General features: G+C 60.1%; 14 protein-coding genes and 1 pseudogene. 12 read left to right on the forward strand and 3 right to left on the reverse strand.

Translation table 11 applies throughout. From position 1 onward, the window contains the following. The first annotated feature begins 1 nt into the window (after position 1). The 4 genes from KVH01_RS20235 to KVH01_RS20250 all read left to right on the forward strand — a co-directional run bounded on the left by KVH01_RS20235 (position 2) and on the right by KVH01_RS20250 (position 9,304). A complete protein-coding gene (locus tag KVH01_RS20235; protein ID WP_217882636.1) occupies positions 2-1,342 on the forward strand; it encodes a TolC family outer membrane protein in 1,341 nt (446 codons plus the stop codon). Positions 1,343-1,451: 109 nt separating this feature from the next. Beyond that, positions 1,452-4,409, forward strand: a complete 2,958-nt coding sequence (gene eprS, locus KVH01_RS20240) for an autotransporter serine peptidase EprS (RefSeq protein WP_217882637.1) — start codon at positions 1,452-1,454, stop codon at positions 4,407-4,409. Positions 4,410-4,598: 189 nt separating this feature from the next. After that, positions 4,599-7,706, forward strand: coding sequence for an autotransporter outer membrane beta-barrel domain-containing protein (locus KVH01_RS20245; RefSeq protein ID WP_217882638.1), 3,108 nt, complete (start codon positions 4,599-4,601; stop codon positions 7,704-7,706). Between the two features lie 173 nt (positions 7,707-7,879). Next, positions 7,880-9,304 carry a polyurethane esterase gene (locus KVH01_RS20250; protein ID WP_217882639.1) on the forward strand — a complete coding sequence of 475 codons (1,425 nt, stop codon included), beginning with the start codon at positions 7,880-7,882 and terminating at the stop codon, positions 9,302-9,304. Positions 9,305-9,438: 134 nt separating this feature from the next. On the opposite strand, the gene KVH01_RS20255 is transcribed toward KVH01_RS20250, so the two are convergent. Further along, positions 9,439-9,663, reverse strand: coding sequence for a YgdI/YgdR family lipoprotein (locus tag KVH01_RS20255; RefSeq protein ID WP_005788446.1), 225 nt, complete (start codon positions 9,661-9,663; stop codon positions 9,439-9,441). Between the two features lie 187 nt (positions 9,664-9,850). Here KVH01_RS20255 and KVH01_RS20260 point away from each other — a divergent pair, with 187 nt between their 5' ends. From KVH01_RS20260 to KVH01_RS30330, 5 genes are all read left to right on the forward strand, one after another. After that, on the forward strand, positions 9,851-11,497 hold the full coding sequence (locus KVH01_RS20260; RefSeq protein WP_217882640.1) for a VRR-NUC domain-containing protein: 1,647 nt from the start codon (positions 9,851-9,853) through the stop codon (positions 11,495-11,497). Beyond that, positions 11,494-13,752 carry an ATP-dependent DNA helicase gene (locus KVH01_RS20265; protein WP_217882641.1) on the forward strand — a complete coding sequence of 753 codons (2,259 nt, stop codon included), beginning with the start codon at positions 11,494-11,496 and terminating at the stop codon, positions 13,750-13,752. The genes KVH01_RS20260 and KVH01_RS20265 overlap by 4 nt, the downstream gene beginning before the upstream one ends. Positions 13,753-14,409: 657 nt before the next feature. Continuing rightward, positions 14,410-14,955, forward strand: a complete 546-nt coding sequence (locus tag KVH01_RS20270; RefSeq protein WP_043050489.1) for a hypothetical protein — start codon at positions 14,410-14,412, stop codon at positions 14,953-14,955. 84 nt (positions 14,956-15,039) lie between these two features. After that, positions 15,040-15,252, forward strand: coding sequence for a hypothetical protein (locus KVH01_RS20275; RefSeq protein ID WP_043050488.1), 213 nt, complete (start codon positions 15,040-15,042; stop codon positions 15,250-15,252). Between the two features lie 11 nt (positions 15,253-15,263). Then, positions 15,264-15,398 carry a hypothetical protein gene (locus tag KVH01_RS30330; RefSeq protein WP_014718417.1) on the forward strand — a complete coding sequence of 45 codons (135 nt, stop codon included), beginning with the start codon at positions 15,264-15,266 and terminating at the stop codon, positions 15,396-15,398. Here the strand turns inward: KVH01_RS30330 and KVH01_RS20280 are convergent. After that, positions 15,389-16,741, reverse strand: coding sequence for a cation:proton antiporter (locus KVH01_RS20280; protein WP_217882642.1), 1,353 nt, complete (start codon positions 16,739-16,741; stop codon positions 15,389-15,391). The two genes, KVH01_RS30330 and KVH01_RS20280, sit on opposite strands and share 10 nt — an antisense overlap. Positions 16,742-16,923: 182 nt before the next feature. On the opposite strand from KVH01_RS20280, the pseudogene KVH01_RS20285 reads away from it, so the two are divergent. Next, positions 16,924-18,084, forward strand: a pseudogene (locus KVH01_RS20285) (pyridoxal phosphate-dependent aminotransferase); the annotation flags it as partial. Here KVH01_RS20285 and KVH01_RS20290 read toward each other — a convergent pair. Then, entirely contained in the window at positions 18,083-18,523 is a 441-nt protein-coding gene (locus KVH01_RS20290; RefSeq protein WP_217882644.1) for an Lrp/AsnC family transcriptional regulator, read from the reverse strand. The pseudogene KVH01_RS20285 and the gene KVH01_RS20290 overlap by 2 nt on opposite strands. Positions 18,524-18,631: 108 nt before the next feature. Here KVH01_RS20290 and KVH01_RS20295 point away from each other — a divergent pair, with 108 nt between their 5' ends. Beyond that, a complete protein-coding gene (locus KVH01_RS20295) occupies positions 18,632-19,534 on the forward strand; it encodes a DMT family transporter (protein ID WP_217882645.1) in 903 nt (300 codons plus the stop codon). Between the two features lie 118 nt (positions 19,535-19,652). Continuing rightward, positions 19,653-21,185 carry a hypothetical protein gene (locus KVH01_RS20300; RefSeq protein WP_217882646.1) on the forward strand — a complete coding sequence of 511 codons (1,533 nt, stop codon included), beginning with the start codon at positions 19,653-19,655 and terminating at the stop codon, positions 21,183-21,185. The last annotated feature ends 43 nt before the right edge of the window (positions 21,186-21,228 follow it).

The following is a 21,228-nucleotide window of genomic DNA, read 5'->3' on the forward strand; positions in this document are numbered from 1 at the left end:
CATGAAGTCAGTGTTCATTTCGCTGGTGCTGGTGAGTGGCAGTGCCCAGGCCGCCATGGGCCCGTTCGATGTGTACGAGCAGGCGCTGCGTAACGACCCGGTATTCCTCGGCGCCATCAAGGAGCGCGACGCCGGCCTGGAAAACCGCACCATCGGCCGCGCCGGGCTGCTGCCGAGGCTGTCGTACAACTACAACAAGGGCCGCAACAATTCCGAGGCGCACCTGCCCGATGGACGTGGTGGCAGCTATCGCGATGATCGTAACTACAACAGCTATGGCTCTACCTTCAGCCTTCAACAACCGCTGTTTGATTACGAAGCCTATGCCAACTACCGCAAGGGCGTGGCCCAGGCGCTGTTCGCCGATGAAAGCTTTCGTGACAAGAGCCAGGCGTTGCTGGTGCGGGTGCTGAGCTACTACACCCAGGCACTGTTTGCCCAGGACCAGATCGACATCGCCCGCGCCAAGAAAAAGGCCTTCGAGCAGCAATTCCAGCAGAACCAGCACTTGTTCAAGGCCGGCGAGGGCACGCGCACTGACATCCTGGAAGCCGAATCGCGCTATGAACTGGCCACCGCCGAAGAGATCCAGGCCCTGGATGAGCAGGACGCCTCGCTGCGGGAATTGGGCGCGTTGATTGGCGTGCAAAGCGTCAATATCGACGACCTGGCGCCGCTGAACCAGAGTTTTGCCGCCTTCACCCTGGCCCCGGTCAATTACGACACCTGGCATGAACTGGCGCTCACCAATAACCCGGTGCTGGCCTCCCAGCGCCAATCCCTGGAAGTGGCGCGCTATGAGGTAGAGCGCAACCGCGCCGGGCATTTGCCCAGAATCACCGCCTATGCCACTTCGCGCAAACAGGAATCCGACAGCGGCAACACCTACAACCAGCGCTACGACACCAACACCATCGGCGTCGAAGTGAGCATGCCGCTGTATGCCGGAGGCGGCATCTCGGCCTCCACCCGCCAGGCCAGCCGCGCCATGGAGCAGGCGGAGTACGAGCTGGAAGGCAAGACCCGCGAGACCCTGATCGAATTGCGGCGTCAGTTCAGTGCCTGCCTGTCGGGGGTGAGCAAGCTGCGCGCCTACCAGAAAGCCTTGGTCTCGGCCGAGGCCCTGGTGGTGTCGACCAAGCAGAGCATCCTCGGCGGCGAACGGGTCAACCTCGATGCGCTGAATGCCGAGCAGCAGCTGTACAGCACCCGCCGCGACCTGGCCCAGGCGCGGTATGACTACCTGATGGCCTGGACCAAATTGCACTACTACGCGGGCAACTTGCGCGACACCGACCTGGCCAAGGTGGACGAGGCCTTCGGCCCGGATAGAAAACTGTAGGAGCGAGCTTGCTCGCGAAAAATGTCAACGATGACGTGGACATCCTGGCTGTACGCGGCACCAGTGTTCTTCGCGAGCCTGGGGAATAACAATAATTAGGAGTGTGTCAATGATTACTGATTCACCGCGTTTCAAACCCTTCACCGCCGGCTCCTTGCTGCTGCTGTCCGTTGCGGCACAGGCGCAATACGCCGAGACCGGCCAACCGGGTAACCCGGCCAGCTGGCGTTCGGCCGAGTACCAGAGCGACTGGGGCCTGGGGCGGATGAAGGCCGATGAAGCCTACGCTGCCGGGATCAGCGGCAAAGGTGTGAAAATCGGCGCGCTGGACTCGGGTTTCGACCCCAACCACCCCGAAGCCGCCACGGACCGCTTCCATGCGGTGACCGCCACCGGCACCTATGTCGACGGCAGCGCCTTCAGCACCACGGGCGCGCTCAACCCCAACAACGACTCCCACGGTACCCACGTCACCGGCACCATGGGCGCCGCCCGCGACGGCGTGGGCATGCATGGCGTGGCCTACAACGCCCAGGTCTATGTGGGTAACACCAACGCCAACGACAGCTTCCTGTTCGGCCCGACCCCGGACCCCAAGTATTTCAAGACGGTGTATAGCGCCCTGGTGGATTCCGGCGTGCGCGCCATCAACAACAGCTGGGGCAGCCAGCCCAAGGACGTCAGCTACCAGACCCTGGACAACATGCACGCGGCGTACGCCCAGCATTACAACCGAGGCACCTGGCTGGACGCGGCAGCGGACGTGGCCAAGGCCGGCGTGATCAATGTGTTCAGCGCCGGCAACAGCGGTTATGCGAATGCCAGCGTGCGCTCGGCCTTGCCGTATTTCCAACCGGAGCTGGAAGGCCATTGGCTGGCGGTGTCGGGGCTGGATAAAGCCAATAACCAGAAGTACAACAAGTGCGGCATCGCCAAGTATTGGTGCATTTCCACCCCAGGTGCGCTGATCAACAGCACCATTCCCGACGGCGGCTATGGGGTCAAGTCCGGCACCTCGATGTCGGCGCCCCATGCCACCGGGGCGTTGGCGCTGGTGATGGAACGCTATCCTTATATGACCAATGAGCAGGCGCTGCAGGTGCTGTTGACCACCGCCACGCAGCTCGACGGCTCGATCACCCAGGCGCCCAACGCGATCGTCGGCTGGGGCGTGCCGGACCTGGGCCGGGCGATGCATGGGCCGGGGCAACTGCTCGGGGTCATGGATGTGAGCCTGGCAGCCGGGCAGGGCGATGTGTGGAGCAATGGCATCTCCGACCAGGCCTTGCTCCAGCGTCAGGCCGAGGACCGCGCCGAGCATACCGCCTGGCAGCAGACCTTGATCGACAAGGGTTGGCAAAACGGCGTGGGCGCCAATGCCAGCCAGCAGGACCAGACCGACTACGCCATTGGCAACGCCCGCGACCAGGCCGCCGCCAACCGCGTATACGAGGGCAGCCTGATCAAGTCCGGCGCCGGCAGCCTGGTACTCAGCGGCGACAGCACTTATCGCGGCGCGACCACCGTCAATGGCGGCCTGCTGGCGGTTAATGGCTCGCTGACCTCGGCGGTCACGGTGAACAACAGCGGTACCCTCGGCGGCTCCGGGCGCATCGCCGCGCTGTCGGTGAACAGCGGCGGCCGCGTGGCACCGGGCAATTCCGTGGGCACCTTGCAGGTAGCGGGAGATGTGAACCTCGGTGCGGGCTCGACCTATGCAGTGGAACTGACGCCCACCAGCAGCGACCGCATTGTTGCGGGCGGCAAGGCGGTATTGGGCGGCGGCACCGTCACCCTGGCGATGGAAAACAGCCCGACGCTGCTCAGCCAGAGCCAGGTGCAAAGCCTGATTGGCCGTCAATACTCGATCCTGGAGGCGGCGGGCGGTATCCAGGGCCAGTTCGGGCAAGTGCTGCCCAACTATGTATTCCTTGGCGGCACCCTCGACTACGCCACCAATGCTGTACAGCTGAACGTCGGGCGCAACGACGCGAGTTTTGCCAGCGTTGCTGCTACCCGCAACCAGCGCAACGTAGCGGCGGCTGCCGAGCAACTGGGCGCCGGCAACCCGGTGTATGAAAGCCTGCTGCAGTCGCAGTCGGTTGCCACCGCGCAACAGGGCCTGCAGCAACTGTCCGGTGAAATCTACCCTGCCGTGGGTGCGATGCTGATCAACGACAGCCTGCAACTGCGCAATGCCGTGGGCGAACGCCTGCGCCATGTGCCGGTGAGCGGTGAAAGCAACCTCTGGTTCAAGGCCCTCGGCGCCTGGGGCAAAAGCGACATCCGCAGTGAAACGGCGGGCTCAACCACCTCCATCGGTGGCCTGCTGGCGGGCGTGGATGGTGCGCTGGATGAGCAGACCCGTGTGGGTGTGGTCGCCGGCTACAGTGACAGTTCGTTGAACATGGGCAGTGGCACGCACTCATCGGCGTCCATCGACAGCTACCACTTCGGCGCGTACGCCGGGCGCGAGCTGGGCGATTGGCGCCTGAGCGTCGGCGGTGCCTACAGCTGGCATCGCGGCGATGTGAAGCGCGACCTGCAACTGGGGGACGTCAGCGGCAAGCAAAAAACCAAGCTGGATGCGACCACCGCGCAACTGTTCACCGAAGCGGCGTACCGCATACACCTGCAACCGCTGGCGTTGGAACCGTTCGCCAACCTGGCCTACGTGCATCTGGACAGCGAATCATTCCACGAAAAAGGCGATGCCGCCGCCCTGGAACGCGGCAGTGACCGGCGCGATGCGGTGCTCAGCACCCTCGGCGTGCGTGCCTTGAAAACCCTGGCCCTCAATGACCACCAGCAACTGGAACTCTCCGGTTCGTTGGGCTGGCAACACAGCCTGACGGCGGTTGCGTCCGAAGAACACTTAGCGTTTGTCGCAGGCGGGCCTTCGTTTGCCGTGCGCAGCGCGCCGCTTCTGCGTGACGCAGCCTTGGTGGGCGTACAGGCCAGCCTGGCGCTGAACGCGTCGACACGGGTCAACCTGGATTACAACGGCCAACTGGGCGGGCGCGAGAAAACCCAAGGCGTGGGGCTGAGCCTGAACTGGCAGTTCTGAAGAAAATGTGGGAGACGCAGCCCTAATACTTGTAGGAGCGAGCTTGCTCGCGAAAAAACCATAGGCGACGCGTTTATTCAGGAAGCACGCGTAATCGTTGACGTTTTTCGCGAGCAAGCTCGCTCCTACAGTCATCCCACAGGGAAAGTGATTCACCTACCAGCAATAAGAAAACTAAGGAAGGTCACCGTGAAAAAACGCAAGTCAGGGTTAACCACCGCCATCCACACCGGCCCGGGCTACCCGCTCAAGGCGCTGAGCTGCGTGCCATACGGCGCGCTGCTGTGTTGCCTGGCCAGCCTGGGAACCGCCCAGGCCGCACCCTACGTAGAAACTGGCAAGCTCGGCGACGCCGCCAGTTGGCGCAGCAATGAGTTCAAGGCCGACTGGGGCCTGGGCGCCGTGCACGCCGACACCGCGTATGCCGCCGGCTACACCGGCAAGGGCGTCAAGCTGGGAATCTTCGACCAGCCGGTGTACGCCCAGCATCCGGAGTTCGCCAGCCCCGACAAGGTGGTGACGATTGTCACTGAAGGCATCCGCCAATACACCGACCCGTATATCCCAGTGAAGGCCGGCGATGCATTCCGCTACGACGGCACGCCGTCCAAGGACTCCAACGGCAAGCTGGGTAACCATGGCACCCACGTCGGCGGCATTGCCGCGGGTAACCGCGACGGTGGGCCGATGCATGGCGTGGCGTTCAACGCGCAAATCCTCACCGCCGAAAACGGTGACCCGGGCCCGGAAGACGGGATCATCCTCGGCAACGACGGCGCGGTGTACAAAGCCGGCTGGGATGGGCTGGTCGCCAGTGGCGCACGCATCATCAACAACAGCTGGGGCATCGGCATTGGTGATCAATATGCCAAGGGCGGCCGCGATCCGGCGTTCCCCAATTTCACCGTCAATGAAGCCCAGGCACAGTTCAATACGATCCGGCCGATTCTCGGCACGATCGCAGGGGGGGCTTATCAAGGCGCGATCGATGCGGCCCGTAGCGGTGTGCTGACCATCTTTGCCGCCGGTAACGACTACAACCTTAACAACCCGGATGCGATTTCCGGCCTGGCGTATTTTGTGCCGCAGATTGCGCCGAACTGGCTGTCAGTGGCGGCGTTGCAGCAGAACCCGGACACCACCAGCGCCAATCCCTATGTGATCAGCACCTTCTCCTCGCGCTGCGGCTATGCGGCGAGCTTTTGCGTGTCGGCCCCCGGCACCAAGATCTACAGCTCGATCATCAATGGCACCGACCTGAACAACCTGACCACCGACTGGGCCAACAAAAACGGCACCTCCATGGCCGCGCCCCATGTAGCAGGTGCAGCAGCAGTGCTGATGGAGCGCTTCCAGTACATGAGCGGCGACCAGATCTCCACGCTGCTCAAGACCACCGCCACCGACCTCGGCGCGCCGGGCATCGACTCGCTGTATGGCTGGGGCATGATCAACCTGGGCAAGGCGGTCAATGGGCCGGGGATGTTTGTTACCGCAGAGGATATTCCCGCCGAGTTCCGTATCGATGGCGCTTACGGCAGCGGCCAGTTCGTGGCGGACCTGCCAGGGATCGGCGCAGTGGTAGATGCCGGTAAGCCGACCCAGCGCATTTGCAACGATGTGCACTGCGGATTGGATGTGTGGAGTAACGACATCTCCGGCCATGGCGGCCTGACCAAGCAGGGCATCGGCAGCCTGGTGCTGACCGGCACCAACACCTATAGCGGCCCGACCCTGGTCAACCAGGGCTTGTTGGCGATCAACGGCTCGCTGACTTCCGACGTCAGCGTCAGCCAGGCCGGCGTGCTCGGTGGCTCGGGGCGCATCGGTTCGCTGACCGCAAAAAGCGGTGGCACCGTGGCGCCGGGTAATTCCATCGGCACCTTGAACGTGGCGGGTAACGTCACTTTCGATGCGGGCTCAACCTACGCCGTGGAATTGTCGCCCACCAGCAGCGACCGTATCGTCGCCGGTGGTACCGCCACGCTTAACGGCGGCACCGTGACCCTGGCCCTGGAAAACAGCCCGACCTTGTTGAGCGCGACCCAGGCCCAAAGCCTGATCGGCCGCCAATACAACATCCTGCAAGCGGCAGGCGGGGTCACCGGCAACTTTGGTGCGGTATTGCCCAACTACCTGTTTGTCGGCGGCACCCTGAACTATGCAGCCAACGGCGTGCAGCTGGACGTGACGCGTACCAACAGCTTCGCCAGTGTCGCCGCTACGCCGAACCAGCGCGCTGTGGCCGCCGCCGCCGAGCAATTGGGCGCGGGCAATGGTGTGTATGAAAGCTTGCTGCTGGCACCCACGGCCGCCTCGGCCCAGGGCGCGTTCCAGCAACTGAGTGGTGAAGTCTACCCAGCGCTGCAAACCGCATTGGTCAATGACAGCCGCTACGTTCGCGAAGCGGTAGGCGAGCGCCTGCGCAATGGCGAGATGGGCGCCACCAGCCAAGCCATCGACACCCGCGGCAACGTGTGGGTCAAGGCCCTGGGCGCCTGGGGCAAGACCGACAGCCGTAGCGACACGGCAGGCTATAACACCTCCATCGGCGGCATGCTCGCCGGGGTGGATGGGGCGCTGGACGACGCCACGCGCATCGGCTTGGTGGCGGGCTACAGCGACACGTCGCTGAACATGGGCAGCGAAACCCACAGCCGTGCTTCGGTCGACAGCTACCACTTCGGGGCCTATGCCGGGCATGAAATCGGCGCCTGGCGCCTGAGCGGTGGCGCAACCTACAGCTGGCACCGTGCGGATGTGAAGCGCGACCTGCAATACGGCGACGTCAGCGGCAAGCAAAAGGCCAAGGTCGATGCACACAGCACCCAGGTGTTCACCGAAGCGGCGTATCGCATCAACCTGCAACCGCTGGCCCTGGAGCCGTTCGCCAACCTGGCCTACGTGCACCTGGACACTGACAGCTTCAAAGAGAAGGGCGATGCCGCTGCGCTGAAAAGTGGTGATGACAGCCGCGACCTGGTGTTGAGCACCTTGGGTGTGCGTGCCTTGAAGACCTTCAATGTCAACGACCACCAGCAACTGGAGGTGTCCGGCACCCTGGGCTGGCAGCACAACCTGAGCAGCACCGATTCCGAGCAGCACCTGGCGTTCGCCTCCGGCGGTCCTTCGTTCAGCGTGGAAAGTGCGCCGATGGTGCGCGATGCCGCGCTGGTAGGGGCGCGGGTCAGCCTGGCGTTGAGCAAGGAGGCGCGGGTGAACTTCGACTACAACGGCCTGCTGGCCAGCAAGGAGAAGGTACACGGCGTCGGTTTGAGCCTGGATTGGGCGTTCTAACGCAAACACTGTAGGAGCGAGCTTGCTCGCGAAAAACTCAATAGCGCCGCGTTCCCTCAGGCAGGGCGCGTTATCGTTGACGATCTTCGCGAGCAAGCTCGCTCCTACACGAGATAACGGATAACAGGTGTTTTGGCTTTCTCTACAAATCCAACAACAGAGAGGCACTACCAATGGGTATCTTTGACTATAAAAACCTCGGTACCGAGGACTCCAAGGCGCTGTTCGCCGATGCCATGGCGATCACGGTGTATGCCTACCACAACCTGGATCACGGCTTTGCCGTCGGCTACCAGAACAATGGTCTCGGCCTTGGGCTGCCGGCCACACTGGTCGGCGCGCTGATTGGCAGCAGCGATTCCCAAGGGGTGATCCCCGGTATCCCCTGGAACCCCGACGCGGAAAAAGCCGCCCTCGATGCGGTACAGAAAGCCGGTTGGTCCCCCATCAGCGCCGATACCCTGGGTTACAGCGGCAAGGTTGATGCGCGGGGCACTTTCTTCGGTGAAAAGGCCGCCTACGCTACGGCGCAGGTCGAGGTGCTGGGCAAGTACGATGACGCTGGCAAATTGCAGGAAATCGGCATCGGCTTTCGTGGCACGTCGGGGCCTCGGGAAAACCTGGTAACAGACGCCATCGGCGACGTGATCAGCGACCTGCTGGCCGCGTTCGGCCCCAAGGACTACGCAAAAAACTACACGGGCGAAGCCTTTGGCAACTTGCTTGGCAACGTCGCGGCCTACGCCACGGCCCAAGGCCTGAGCGGCAACGACGTGGTGGTCAGCGGCCACAGCCTGGGCGGCCTGGCGGTCAACAGCATGGCCGACTTGAGCGACGGCAAATGGTCGGGGTTCTATAAGGACGCCAACTACGTGGCCTACGCTTCACCCACCCAGAGCGCCGGCGACAAGGTGCTGAACGTTGGCTATGAAAACGACCCGGTGTTCCGCGCCCTGGATGGCTCGTCATTCAACCTGTCGTCCCTGGGGGTGCACGACATGCCCCATGAATCGAGCACCGACAATATCGTCAGCTTCAACGACCACTACGCGTCAACGCTGTGGAACGTGCTGCCATTTTCCATCCTCAACCTGTCGACGTGGGTTTCACACTTGCCCACCGGTTACGGCGACGGCATGACCCGCATCCTCGACTCCGGCTTCTACGAGCAAATGACCCGTGACTCCACGGTGATCGTCGCCAACCTGTCCGACCCGGCACGGGCCACCACCTGGGTGCAGGACCTGAACCGCAACGCCGAGGCGCACAAGGGCAACACCTTCATCATCGGCAGCGACGGCAATGACCTTATCAAGGGCGGCCGGGGCGCAGACTTTATCGAAGGCGGCAAGGGCAATGACACCATCCGCGACAGCAGCGGGCATAACACATTTTTGTTCAGCGGGCAGTTTGGCAATGACCGAGTGATTGGCTATCAAGCAACCGACAAGCTGGTATTCACCGATGTGCAGGGCAGTACGGATTATCGCGAGCACACCAAGGTGGTGGGCGCAGACACGGTGATCAGCTTTGGCGCGGATTCGGTGACGCTGGTGGGTGTGAGCAGTGTGTCGGGGGAGGGGATAGTGATCAGTTAAATTGGAATACGGTTGAAAACTGTGGGAGGGGGCTTGCTCCCGATGAGGGTGGGACAGTCACAGATGTGCTTACTGACCCACCCTCATCGGGAGCAAGCCCCCTCCCACATTTGATCCCGATTCGCCTGGAAGGATTAGTTTTCCTTGCGCACCGTGGCCACGTCATCCGCCTTGATGCGAATGCGCTTGCCCGCAATATCGGTGAACTCATAGAAGCCGTCGGCTGTCTTGGCGTTGGGTGTGTCCTTGGTCAAATACTGCGTACCATTTTGCAATGTCACGACGGTTTGCGTGGAGCAACCGGCCAATACCAGAAAAGTGAGCGCAACCAGTGGAAGCCCCAAATTCTTCATGTTCATTACCCTTACCTTAACCCTGAAAAGTCCCGCCACCCATGGCTGGGGGCGATAAATATTACGCGATCAACTCCCTCATCTGATCGCTTTTTTACAAAAAGTTGCAGGGACCATTTATCTATTACCGATTGCATCAAGCGCTTAGCAGCGGCACTCTGTATGCATAACCAGTATTTGATTGCCTTGCGCCATGGTCAACACTCTCGAAAACCCCTTGTATTACTTGCATAACTTCCGCCAGGTGCTGGCTTGGCTGGGGCAGCGCTATGCCGATTTGCTCGAGGCGCACGAAGAGCATTTCATTCAGCAATTTGACAGGTTACCCCAGGCGTCCCAGGCGTTATTGGTACGCATGGTGATGCGCAAGGGCGTGCATTTCCGCGGCGCCAAGCTCAATTACCTGGAAATCGGTTGTCCCCATGCAGCGGCGGGCCCGTTGCGCGAACTGGGCTGGGTGGACGACCAAAGCCCGCTGCCGTTTGCGACCTTGTTCACCTTGCTGCAAAAGGGCGAAATCCTGAATGCGTTCAGGCCCTGGATCGACCAGCCCAAGGCCAACAAGGCCGCCTGGCTCGAGCCACTGGCCGCGCAGTTCAGCGAACAGCGCAGTTTTGCCCAATGGTGTCCCGATGTAGACGATGTGCTCTATAGCCTCACGGTGATGGAGTTGTGTGATCGCCTGCGCCTGATGTTCTTCGGCAATCTGCATCAGGACTGGTCGGAATTCGTGCTGGCAGACCTGGGCATCTACACCTATGAAAAAGTCCCGTTCTGCGCCGAGTCACGTGGTTTGCGCACCCGTGACGACGTGCAGGGTTTCCTGTTCCTGCACCAATGTCAGCAAGCCTTTGAAGCCGGTGAGGCGCTGGATGCGGTGCTGGCACAGGTCGCCACGCTGTATACCGATAACCCCTGGCTGGAAAAACGCCGCGCCAAACTGCTCTTCCAGATCGGCCAGTATGGCGAGCGCTGTGGCGAGTTGGCGCTGGCTGAACAGGTTTACCGACACTGCACCTATCCCGGCGCACGGGCGCGGTTGATCCGTGTATTGGAGCGCCAGGAAGATTACGCGCAGGCCATGACCCTGGCGATCGCCGCCCAACAGGCTCCGGAGAGTGCCGCTGAACACCAGCACCTGCTACGGGTGCTGCCCCGCTTGCGGCGCAAACTGGGCGAGCCGGCGCAGCCCAAGGCCAAGCCACAGGCCGTTGCGCGCCTGGACCTGGCGCTGGAGCCGGAGCCGATGATGTCGGTGGAATTTTGCGTGCAGGCGCATCTGAACGAGCCGGACGCACCGGTGTATTACGTCGAGAACGGCCTGATCAATTCGCTGTTCGGGCTGTTGTGTTGGGACGCGATTTTCGCGCCGCTGCCGGGGGCGTTCTTCCACCCGTTCCAGCGTGGGCCGGCGGACCTGCACAGCGAGGACTTCCATCAACGTCGAGAAGCTTTGTTTACCGCGTGCTTCGAGCAACTGGAGGATGAGCGCTACAAGGCCACCATCCGCCAACGTTACACGGACAAATGGGGCATCCAGTCGCCGTTCGTGTTCTGGAACCTGCTCAGTGAAGAGCTGCTGGAACAAGCCCTGGCCTGCCTGCCCGCCGAACACCTGCGCCATTGGTTTGCGCGCCTGCTGCTGGATATCCGCGCCAACCGCGCCGGCATGCCCGACCTGATCCAGTTCTGGCCCGCACAAAAGACCTACCGCATGATCGAGGTCAAGGGCCCCGGTGACCGTCTGCAAGACAACCAATTGCGTTGGCTGGCGTTCTGCGCCGAGTACCAGATGCCGGTCACCGTTTGCTACGTGCGCTGGGCGGAGCAACCCGCTTGAGTTACAGCGTGGCCGTGCGGGCTTTGTGTGAGTTCACGGCCAAGGTCGGTGATCTTGACCTGCGTTTTACGCCGTCGCCCAGCGCCCAGGAAGGGATCGTCGGTCACCGCACGGTGGCTTCCCGGCGTAGCGCGCACTATCAGAACGAGGTCGCCCTCGAGGGCGAATACCTGCAGCTCAAAGTGCGGGGCAGGGCGGACGGCTACGACCCGGACGCCAACCGTCTGGAAGAGGTCAAGACCTACCGTGGCGATCTCGCCGCCCAGCCCGCCAACCATCGGCAACTGCACTGGGCCCAGGTCAAGGTGTATGGCTGGCTGATGTGCCAGAAACTCGGCCTCGACGACATCGATCTGGCGCTGGTGTATTTCGATATCGTCGGCGAAGGCGAGACCCTGCTGAACCAACATTTCAACGCGCCAGACCTGGAGCACTTCTTCAAGCAGCAGTGCGCGCTGTTCCTGGACTGGGCCCGGCAGGAAATGCAACACCGCAGCGCACGTAACAGCGCCGCCCAAGCCCTGGCGTTTCCCCATGCCGAGTTCCGTCCCGGGCAACGTGCCTTGGCTGAATCGGTCTACAAAGCCGTGAGTACCGGCCGTTGCCTGATGGCCCAGGCGCCCACCGGCATCGGCAAGACCGTTGGTACGATTTTCCCAATGCTCAAGGCCCTGGCGCCGCAGCAACTGGACAGGCTGTTCTTCCTCACCGCCAAGACCCCAGGGCGCAAGCTTGCCCTGGACGCTGCCCAGGTGCTGTACGCCAGCAGCCCCGATCTGCCGCTACGGGTACTTGAATTGGTGGCCCGGGACAAGGCATGCGAGCACCTGGACAAAGCCTGCCACGGCGATTCCTGCCCACTGGCCAAGGGCTTTTACGACCGCCTGCCCGCCGCGCGCCAAGCCGCGTCCCAAGTGCGCCTGCTCGATCAACGCAGCCTGCGCGATGTCGCCTTGGCCCATGGGGTGTGCCCGTACTACCTGAGCCAGGAAATGGCGCGCTGGAGCGATCTGGTAGTCGCCGACTACAACTATTTTTTCGATTTTGGCGCCATGTTGTTCGGCCTCGCCCAGTTGAACCAGTGGCGCGTCGCGGTGCTGGTGGACGAAGCGCATAACCTGGTAGAGCGCGCCCGTTCGATGTACAGCGCCAGCCTTGACCAGTACAGCCTCAAGACCCTGCGTGACACGGCACCCGAGGCGCTGAAGAAACCCTTGCAGCGTCTGAACCGCGAATGGAACACCCTGCACAAGGAGCAAGTCGCGCCGTACCAGGCCTATGCCACCCGGCCCGAAAAATTGCTGCAAGCCCTGAGCCTGTGCATCAGCGCCATGGGCGACTATTTCAACGATCACCCCGAAGCCCTCAGCGGCGACCTGCAAGCTTTCTACTTTGAAGCCCTGCAATGGGCCAAAGTGGCGGAGCTGTTCAATGAACACTTCATCTTCGATATCAGCAAGCGCCAGTTCAACGGCAAGCGCAGCAGCTCAACCCTGTGCCTGCGCAATGTGGTGCCGGCCGAGTTCATCCGGCCTCGATTGACCGCAGCCCGCAGCAGTGTGCTGTTTTCCGCAACCTTGAGCCCGCGCCACTATTACGCCGACTTGCTCGGCATGCCAGCGGACACCGCCTGGGTTGATGTGGAGTCGCCGTTCAGGGCCGAGCAATTGCAGGTGCGTATCGTCGATGCCATCTCCACCCGGTTCGTGCATCGCCAGGCGTCGCTTACGCCTATTGTCGAGCTGATTGCGCGGCAATTTGTCGAGCAGCCGGGTAACTACCTGGCGTTCTTTTCCAGTTTCGATTACCTGCAACAGGTGGCGCAGTTGTTGGCCGAGCGGCACCCGCAGATTGCGCTGTGGCTGCAATCCCGGGGCATGGCCGAGGCCGAGCGCCAGGCCTTTCTCGACCAGTTCACCCAGCACAGCCAGGGCATTGGCTTTGCGGTGCTGGGCGGTGCGTTTGGCGAAGGCATCGACTTGCCCGGTGCGCGCTTGATCGGCGCCTTCATTGCGACCCTGGGCCTGCCGCAACTGAACCCGGTGAATGAACAAATGAAGGCACGCATGGGCGCGATCTTCGGCGCCGGCTACGATTACACCTACTTGTACCCCGGCCTGCAGAAGGTCGTACAAGCCGCGGGCAGGGTGATCCGCAGCCAGCAGGATCGCGGTGTGGTGATGTTGATCGATGACCGTTTCGGCGAAGCGCGGGTACGGCAATTGCTGCCGCGTTGGTGGGTGATCGATAACTGACAGACGTACGGCGGTCAAAATGTGGGAGGGGGTTTGCCCCGATAGCCATGGGTATCTACACAACTTTGGTAGGCCGCTGCTCCTCTGGCAAGGGGGCTTGCGGCCTGGCAACTTATAGCTATCTAACTGATGCACCGCGATCCAAATGTGGGAGGGGGCTTGCTCCCGATGGCGGCCTGACAGCCGACCAGGATGTTGGATCAGGCCGAGTACATATCCATTCCTGCGGTAACGGCTGCTATGGGTTCCGCCCTTACGGCGGCTCACTTTTGAAAAGCCGGAATGCCGGCCCAGGCAAAAGTAAGCAAAACGCTCTTGCCCCACCACTCGGCACCTCGCTTAGGCTCGGTGTGCCCGTAATCCGCCATGGATTTGGGGGGCCGCCGCCCCGCGCCACCCATGGCGGGCGGCTAAACCGGCATCCCTGCCGGTTTACCCCCCCAAGTCCCTGTCGAATTCCGGCCAGCGTGGTTTAACGGGGCGCCTAAGATCAAGATCAAAAGCAGATCAAGAGCGGCTCGCTGCGCATCGTGGTTACCGCGGGCAAGCCTCCTCCCACATTCAAAGCGTGTTCGTTCCACCCTGGGCGTGAACAAACTTGAACTTCATCGAAGCCCACGTCTTCTAACCAGATTAGTTATCGTGTGGAGCCCCGTCGTGCCCAGAATCATCTCTCCAAACACGCCCGAAGCAGCCCTGACCGACCACAGCGAGCACAACGCGAAGATCTTCGGCTCGCCCAAGGATCGCCTCGACTTCTACCGCCGCGAGATCCAGTACGAAACTTCCATCCTGGCCAACCGTACTGACGCCTACCTCACGGCGCAGTCATTCCTGGTCATCGCCTTTGTCTCCGGCATGGGCAACCTTAACCCGGAGTGGGGCAAGCTGTTCACCCTGGTGGTGCCGGTGATCCTCGCCGCGCTGGGTATCTTAAGCTCGCTCAACGCCTGGCCTGGCATACGTGCCGCCTATGAAATCATCGACCACTGGCACTACAAGCAAAGCGAGCTGCTGCGCAGTGAGCCGGTAATGGGCATGGCCTACGATGAATCACCGTTGTTCTCCGAGATGGAGTCGACGCACAAGGGATACCGCAAGTCGCTGCTGTTCTCCATGCGTGCGCCGTGGCTGTTCATGGTGTTCTGGCTGGTATTGGGGATCTATGCGTTTTACATCCAGGTCGACAACCCGTTGCGCTGAGCTATTGGAATGAACTTCACGGCCTGAAGTGGCGCCTTACCTCTATGCCGAACAGTTTTCCCCAGCGCTGCAAAGAGGTGCGCCATGACCAACAGCAAAGACCCTCAGCTCGACAATCGTAATGATCCCGCCATCGACCGTGGCGAGCCGGCTCCCGGCACCTCTGCCGATGCCCCCAAAGACCCCAAGGCCGATAGCGACCCCAAGGCCAAGGAAAACGACTACAGTCCAGACTTCAAGCCTGAGCGCGAGCCCAAGCCTGAAACCGATGCGGATATCGATACCCAGGGCGGCTAGAGGAGAGGCTCATGTCAAAAGAACTCGACGACGAACTCAACGATCCGGGCAATGAAGACCCGGGTTCATTGATGGACGATGCCGAAGTCCCGCTTAATGATCTGGATGAAGCGGCGGACGTCGGCAATACCGAAAATCAGGACTGACCCTTCGCCCCGGCACGTCGTTCATACCAGCCCAGCATCGGCTGGGTACTCAGGCCGTGAACGACGATGCTCAGGGCGATCACCGACAGGGTAAGGTTCACCGCCACCGTGCTGCTGGTGCCGATCAGCCCATGGTTGAGCGCATAGAACAGGTAGTAAATGCTACCGATTCCGCGAATCCCGAACCAACTCATCAGCCCGCGTTGCCGATGGTCCAGCAGGCCGCCCCAAGGCACGGCAAACACACTGACCGGGCGAATCACCCCAAACAGCAACGCCGCCACCGCCAGCGCGCGCCAGTCCCAGTGGCTGACCAGCACGATGCCCAACAGCGTTACCAGGAACACTTCCATGGAGCGCTCCACCAGGCTGCCGAACGACAGCATGTCGTTCATCATCACCCCGGCGGCGATTTGCGTGTCCTGCAATTGGCTGACGTCGCCGTGCAGGGCCTGTTCAGGTTCCACCTCAAGGTGACCCACCACCGGTTGCGCCAGGTGTTCGGCCGGTGTATCGGCGTTGCCGGTGGATTTGACCTCGGCTTGGCGCAGGCCCAGGCCCGCCGCAAACACGGCAAGGAAGCCGTAGCCGCCGACGGCTTCAGCTGCCACGTAAGCCAGGGCGATCAGTGCCAGGGTCAGGTAATCATTGGGCGACAAAGTGCTGTCCGCATTGGTGATGCGCATGCGCAATGTGACCCGGCCGATGCCGCGACCCATCCAGTAGCCAATCAGCAGTCCCGCCGGCACCGCCCATAGCAGGTTCTTCAATATCCAGCCGCCTAGCCAGTCGCCGTCAAACCCGCCGTGTTGCATGAACAACAGGCCGAATATCACAAAGGGGAAGGCTGTACCGTCGTTCAAGCCGGCCTCGCCGGACAAACCGAAGCGCAGGGCGTCATAGTCCTGGGCATTGTTGACCTGCACCAGGCCGGCCAGCACCGGGTCGGTCGGCGCGAGCATGGCGCCCACTAGCAGCGAAACGCCCCACGAAAGTTGCAACAGGTAGTGCAGCACCAGGCAGGTGCCGAGGATGGTCAGCAACATCACCGGCCCGGCCATGCCAAACGCAATGCGCCAGGTGCGATGGCGCAGAGGCAGGCGTAATTTCAAGCCGCTGACGAATAGCGAAAACAGCACTGCGACTTCGGTCAAGTGCTCCATCCAGCGCGCCGAGCCCTTGATGTCCAGGTGCAACAGGTCCACGCCCAACGGGCCGATGGCGATGCCCAGCAGCAGGCAGACTGCCGAGGTGGTCACGGGCATCCAGCGCAGGTAGGAGGAGGTGAGGGCGAGGGTGAGCAGTACGGCGCCGAGCACAGCCATCCAGAGAATAAAAGTCATCGAGCGCGTTCCAGGGCCTTGGTCTATGCAGGTTTGAGGACGGTCGAGGGATGCAGGTTCAATGTGATTACAGCCACATGTTGGCCGTTGAAGGAGCGCTGGGTATGCACTATGTTGAATCCTCCTTCCCGTTCACCTATCAACGGGTTCACGTCTTTTCATTTTGAACCAGAGGCCCTGGCATGCGGTTTTCCCCCTTCGTCGAACAAATTGCAGGGCAGGGCGTCGCCGCCTGGGACATCCACCACGCTGCGTTCCAGGCCGCCAGCCAGGGCGAAGACATCATTATCCTCAGTGTCGGCGACCCGGATTTCGCCACGCCATCCTTCATCACCGACGCCGCCGTCAAAGCCCTGCACATGGGCGATTCCCATTACACCGAGATCCCCGGTCGCCCGGCCCTGCGCGAGGCAGTCGCGGCGCGCTACAGCAATACCCTGGATCGCCCGCTGACTGCCGATAACGTGATCATCGTGGCCGGTGCGCAGAACGCGTTGTTTATCAGCTCGCTGTGCCTGCTGCAGGCTGGCGACGAGGTATTGGTGCTCGATCCGATGTACGTCACCTACGAGGCCACGCTCAAGGCCAGCGGCGCGACCCTGGTGCGAGTGCCATGCAGTGCGCAATCCGGCTTTCGCCTGGAGCCACAGTTGCTCGCCGCCGCGATCACCCCACGTACGCGGGCGATGTTCTTTTCCAACCCGAACAATCCGACTGGGGTGGTGCTCAACCTGCACGAACTGCAAGCCATCGCCGAACTTGCGATCGCCCATGACCTGTGGGTGGTGGTGGATGAGGTCTACGAAAGCCTGGTGTTTGACGGCCAGTACCACAGCCTTGCGGCATTGCCCGGCATGGCTGAGCGCTGCATCGTCATCGGCAGCTTGTCAAAGTCCCATGCCATGACCGGATGGCGTATCGGCTGGCTCATCGCCGCGCCGCAGATGGTCAAGCACGCCGAAACCCTGATGTTGAGCATGCTGTACGGCTTGCCGGGCTTTGTGATGGAGGCGGCGACGGCGGCGGTGTTGGCCCATGACCAGGTGACTGATGGCATGCGCGAGATCTACCGGCGCCGACGTGACCTGGTGGTGGCTGGCCTGAGTGCTTGCCCAGGCATCCAGGTGCATGCGCCGCAAGCGGGTATGTTTGTGCTGGTGGATGTACGCGGTACGGGCCTCAGCTCCCTGGAGTTTGCCTGGCGCCTGTTTCGCGAGGCCGGGGTGTCGGTGCTGGACGCGGCGGCCTTTGGCGAGCCGGCCCAGGGGTTCGTCCGGCTGTCGTTTACCTTGGGTGAGGAGCGTCTGGCCGAGGCCTGTCGGCGGATCGCGCAGTTTGTCGCTAATCAGCCAAGGGCGGTAAACGCCGTTTCACCGGGGTTTTCTTGACGATCGCTGTGTTGGTTTCGGCATAGGTATTGAGCCGGTCGAGCAGGACGTCCAGATGCTCCATCGTGCGCACATGCAGGCGTGCGATAAAGCAATCCTCACCGGTGACCTTGTCGCATTCGGTGAACTCGGGTATCGCCTGGATCTGGCGTTCCACCTCCTGCAATTTGCCGGGCAGGGGGCGGATGCGCACGATGGCTTGCAGCAGGTAGCCGAAATGCCTGGGGTCGATAACGACGGTGTAGTGAGTCAGCACACCGCGTTCTTCCAGGCGCCGCAGGCGTTCGCTGACGCTCGGTGAAGACAAACCGGTGATGCCCGCCAGCGCCTTGAGGGACAGTCGCGAGTCGTCCATCAAGGCCGCGATCAATTGCTGGTCGATTGTGTCGATCATGCTATCCGCCTAATAAGGAAAGGTGATTTCTGGGTTCTGCCTTTTTTTGTCGCTGTAGCCGTGTCGAGCAGATTGCCATAATTGAGCCTCACTTGAGGAGTTTCAATCATGGATTCATCCATCCGTCGCGGGTCGTGGGAAATGGTCGCCGCCATGCTGATCTCGGGCAGCATTGGCTGGTTTGTGCTGGTGTCTGGCGTGTCGGTGATCGAAGCGGTGTTCTGGCGCTGCGTGATCGGCGCGCTGACGTTGTTGCTGGTGTGCGCTTGGCTGGGTTATCTGCGCCTGGACCTGCTCAACTGGGCGACGCTGGGGCTGGCAGTGCTCAGCGGCGTGGCTATCGTCGGTAACTGGCTGCTGCTGTTCGAATCCTATTCGCGCGCATCGATTGCCATCAGTACGGCGGTGTACAACGTGCAGCCATTCATGTTGGTGATGCTGGCAGCGCTGTTTCTCGGTGAAAAAATCACCGTGCAGAAACTGGCGTGGTTGAGCGTAGCCTTCGTGGGCATGTTGGCGATTGTCACCGCCCACGGCGAGCAAACGAGCGGCGGCAATTACCTGGTGGGTATTGCATTGGCCCTCGGCGCGGCCTTCTTGTATGCGATAGCCGCGCTGATCATCAAACGCCTCAAGGCGGTGCCGCCGCATCTGATGGCGCTGATCCAGGTGGTCACTGGCGCGGTACTGCTGGCGCCGCTGGTGCCCTGGAATGGCTTGCCGACATCCACCAATGCCTGGGCCGCACTGGTGACGTTAGGCGTGGTACACACAGGCCTGATGTATGTGCTGTTGTATGGCGCGATCCAGAAACTGCCAACCGCGATCACCGGAGCACTGTCGTTCATCTACCCGATTGCGGCGATTTTCGTCGACTGGATTGCCTTCGGGCATCGTCTGGGTTGGCTGCAATGGCTGGGGGTGGCGGCGATTCTGCTGGCGGCGGCAGGGTTACAGCGGGGCTGGTGGTGGCGTTCAAAAACTAAAAGCATTTTGGCGAGTCTTGATTAGTTTTAATCTTAGGGTATTTTAAATGCGCTAGTCCTCGGTTAATAAAAGTACCTCCAGCAATACCCAGGCAAAGCAAAAATTAATTTTAATTTATGGACGGGTTATTCAAGAAATGGAAGTGGAGCGTTTGGAAAATCTCCGAGAGTGGCCGATTCATCGGGGTTTTGACCCTGAAAAATCACTCTCTTCAGAAAAAGCAGGTCGTTTCTCGGAGTATGAAAAGTTTTCAGAGCGTCTGATTGACTACATAGAAAATTTTTTTAGACTTCCGTCTGGGTGTTTAGGGTTGGACAAGCGCGGGAGATTAAAGGCTACGCTTCAGACATTGAAGTTTCTTAGTGAAAAAGAGCTGCATGTCTTTTATGTTTGCTTCCCGGGAGGAGAGGAGGGTGTCAGGCTCCTTCAGATATTCGAATGCTTAGGAACTGTTCGATTCACGCAATGTACGTTTTCCGTGAGTTGTGTAGATCTGCATCATCCAAGACTGTCTTTTTTTGATTGCGAATTTACCGAAGCCTATAATGTTAATAATTTGAAGTTGCGAAAAGATAAAGCCTATGACGACAGCCTTTATCAGCGATGTCAATTTCTTGGTGATGTCAGGTGTGGGAGCGAGGAAGAAAAAGAAACACTACTAATAAAATATCCAATTTTTTCTGGGTGTCTTTTCAAGGGTAGAGTTGTACTGGAGAACGTCGAGCTGGAAGGATATCTTATCGATGGTGATCGGCGTTTCGTATCTGAAATCCTCAGGCTGAAAGCGAAGAACTGCATATTTCATAGTGGGACCTATATAAATTCTCAAATCATGGAGTACGCTTTCTTTGAATCTTGCTTGTTCAAGGGGAAATTTGAATTTAAAGAGAATATTGTAAAACGCTTAAGGATTGATAACTGTAATTTCCAGGAGGTAGCAGATTTTTATAATACATCTCTGCAGCGGTTTTATTTGCGGAAAAGCATATTTGATACATTCGTTGGATTTGAGGAGTGCCGGTTTTCTCCTCCCCAAAGCGACCGTTCTCGAACCAAGTCGAGATTATTACGGTCGAGAGTCGCGCATTTTGAGTATGTCACTTTCTTAGCGTTTGCGAGTTTTCGTGGTGCTCAGTTTTATTCAGGCCTTGATCTTGAGAAAATTAATACGCTAGAGCAACCTAATTTTCATCGAGTATTCGTTGCGTTTGAGGGCACCAGAAGAGAGACGTTCAGGGTGATAAAGCATGCTCTGGATAGTCATGGCGCCCATATTGAGGCAAATGCATTTTTTGCGCTAGAGATGAAGCAACGTCAACAAGAACTACGCGCTCAAGGGGACTGGGCAGATAAATTCGTATATAAAGTGAATTCATATACGTCAAATTTTGGCCAAAGCTATATTCGGCCTACAATGCTGACATTTGTATTTGCCGGGCTGTTCTATGCGCTCAGCAAGGGCCATCAAAATAATACGCTGTACAAACTATTTCCATCGTATGGCTCAGGTATTGAGCGAGGCTCAAAAATTGCAAACGAAATAGCGACGAGCATTATTCCGTTTAAACAGTTTTTGCATCCGGGTATGGAGCTTGTCAGTTTAACTTTTTATGTGATATTTGCCACGTTGATCTGGCAAATTGTTGTTTCTTTAAAGCGTAAAATCAGGCGCTAGAGCCCTTCTCGTATGACAGACGGACCCTTTTAAACTCAAACTG

The sequence above is a fragment of the Pseudomonas khavaziana genome (assembly GCF_019145205.1).
Taxonomy (GTDB): domain Bacteria; phylum Pseudomonadota; class Gammaproteobacteria; order Pseudomonadales; family Pseudomonadaceae; genus Aquipseudomonas; species Aquipseudomonas khavaziana.

Excerpts from the sequence above, each read along its gene's own strand:
- KVH01_RS20235 (WP_217882636.1), top strand. The coding sequence starts at position 2 with ATGAAGTCAGTGTTCATTTCGCTGGTGCTGGTGAGTGGCAGTGCCCAG.
- eprS (WP_217882637.1), top strand. The coding sequence starts at position 1,452 with ATGATTACTGATTCACCGCGTTTCAAACCCTTCACCGCCGGCTCCTTG.
- KVH01_RS20250 (WP_217882639.1), top strand. The coding sequence starts at position 7,880 with ATGGGTATCTTTGACTATAAAAACCTCGGTACCGAGGACTCCAAGGCG.
- KVH01_RS20255 (WP_005788446.1), bottom strand. The coding sequence starts at position 9,663 with ATGAACATGAAGAATTTGGGGCTTCCACTGGTTGCGCTCACTTTTCTG.
- KVH01_RS20260 (WP_217882640.1), top strand. The coding sequence starts at position 9,851 with ATGGTCAACACTCTCGAAAACCCCTTGTATTACTTGCATAACTTCCGC.
- KVH01_RS20275 (WP_043050488.1), top strand. The coding sequence starts at position 15,040 with ATGACCAACAGCAAAGACCCTCAGCTCGACAATCGTAATGATCCCGCC.
- KVH01_RS30330 (WP_014718417.1), top strand. The coding sequence starts at position 15,264 with ATGTCAAAAGAACTCGACGACGAACTCAACGATCCGGGCAATGAAGAC.
- KVH01_RS20280 (WP_217882642.1), bottom strand. The coding sequence starts at position 16,741 with ATGACTTTTATTCTCTGGATGGCTGTGCTCGGCGCCGTACTGCTCACC.
- KVH01_RS20290 (WP_217882644.1), bottom strand. The coding sequence starts at position 18,523 with ATGATCGACACAATCGACCAGCAATTGATCGCGGCCTTGATGGACGAC.
- KVH01_RS20295 (WP_217882645.1), top strand. The coding sequence starts at position 18,632 with ATGGATTCATCCATCCGTCGCGGGTCGTGGGAAATGGTCGCCGCCATG.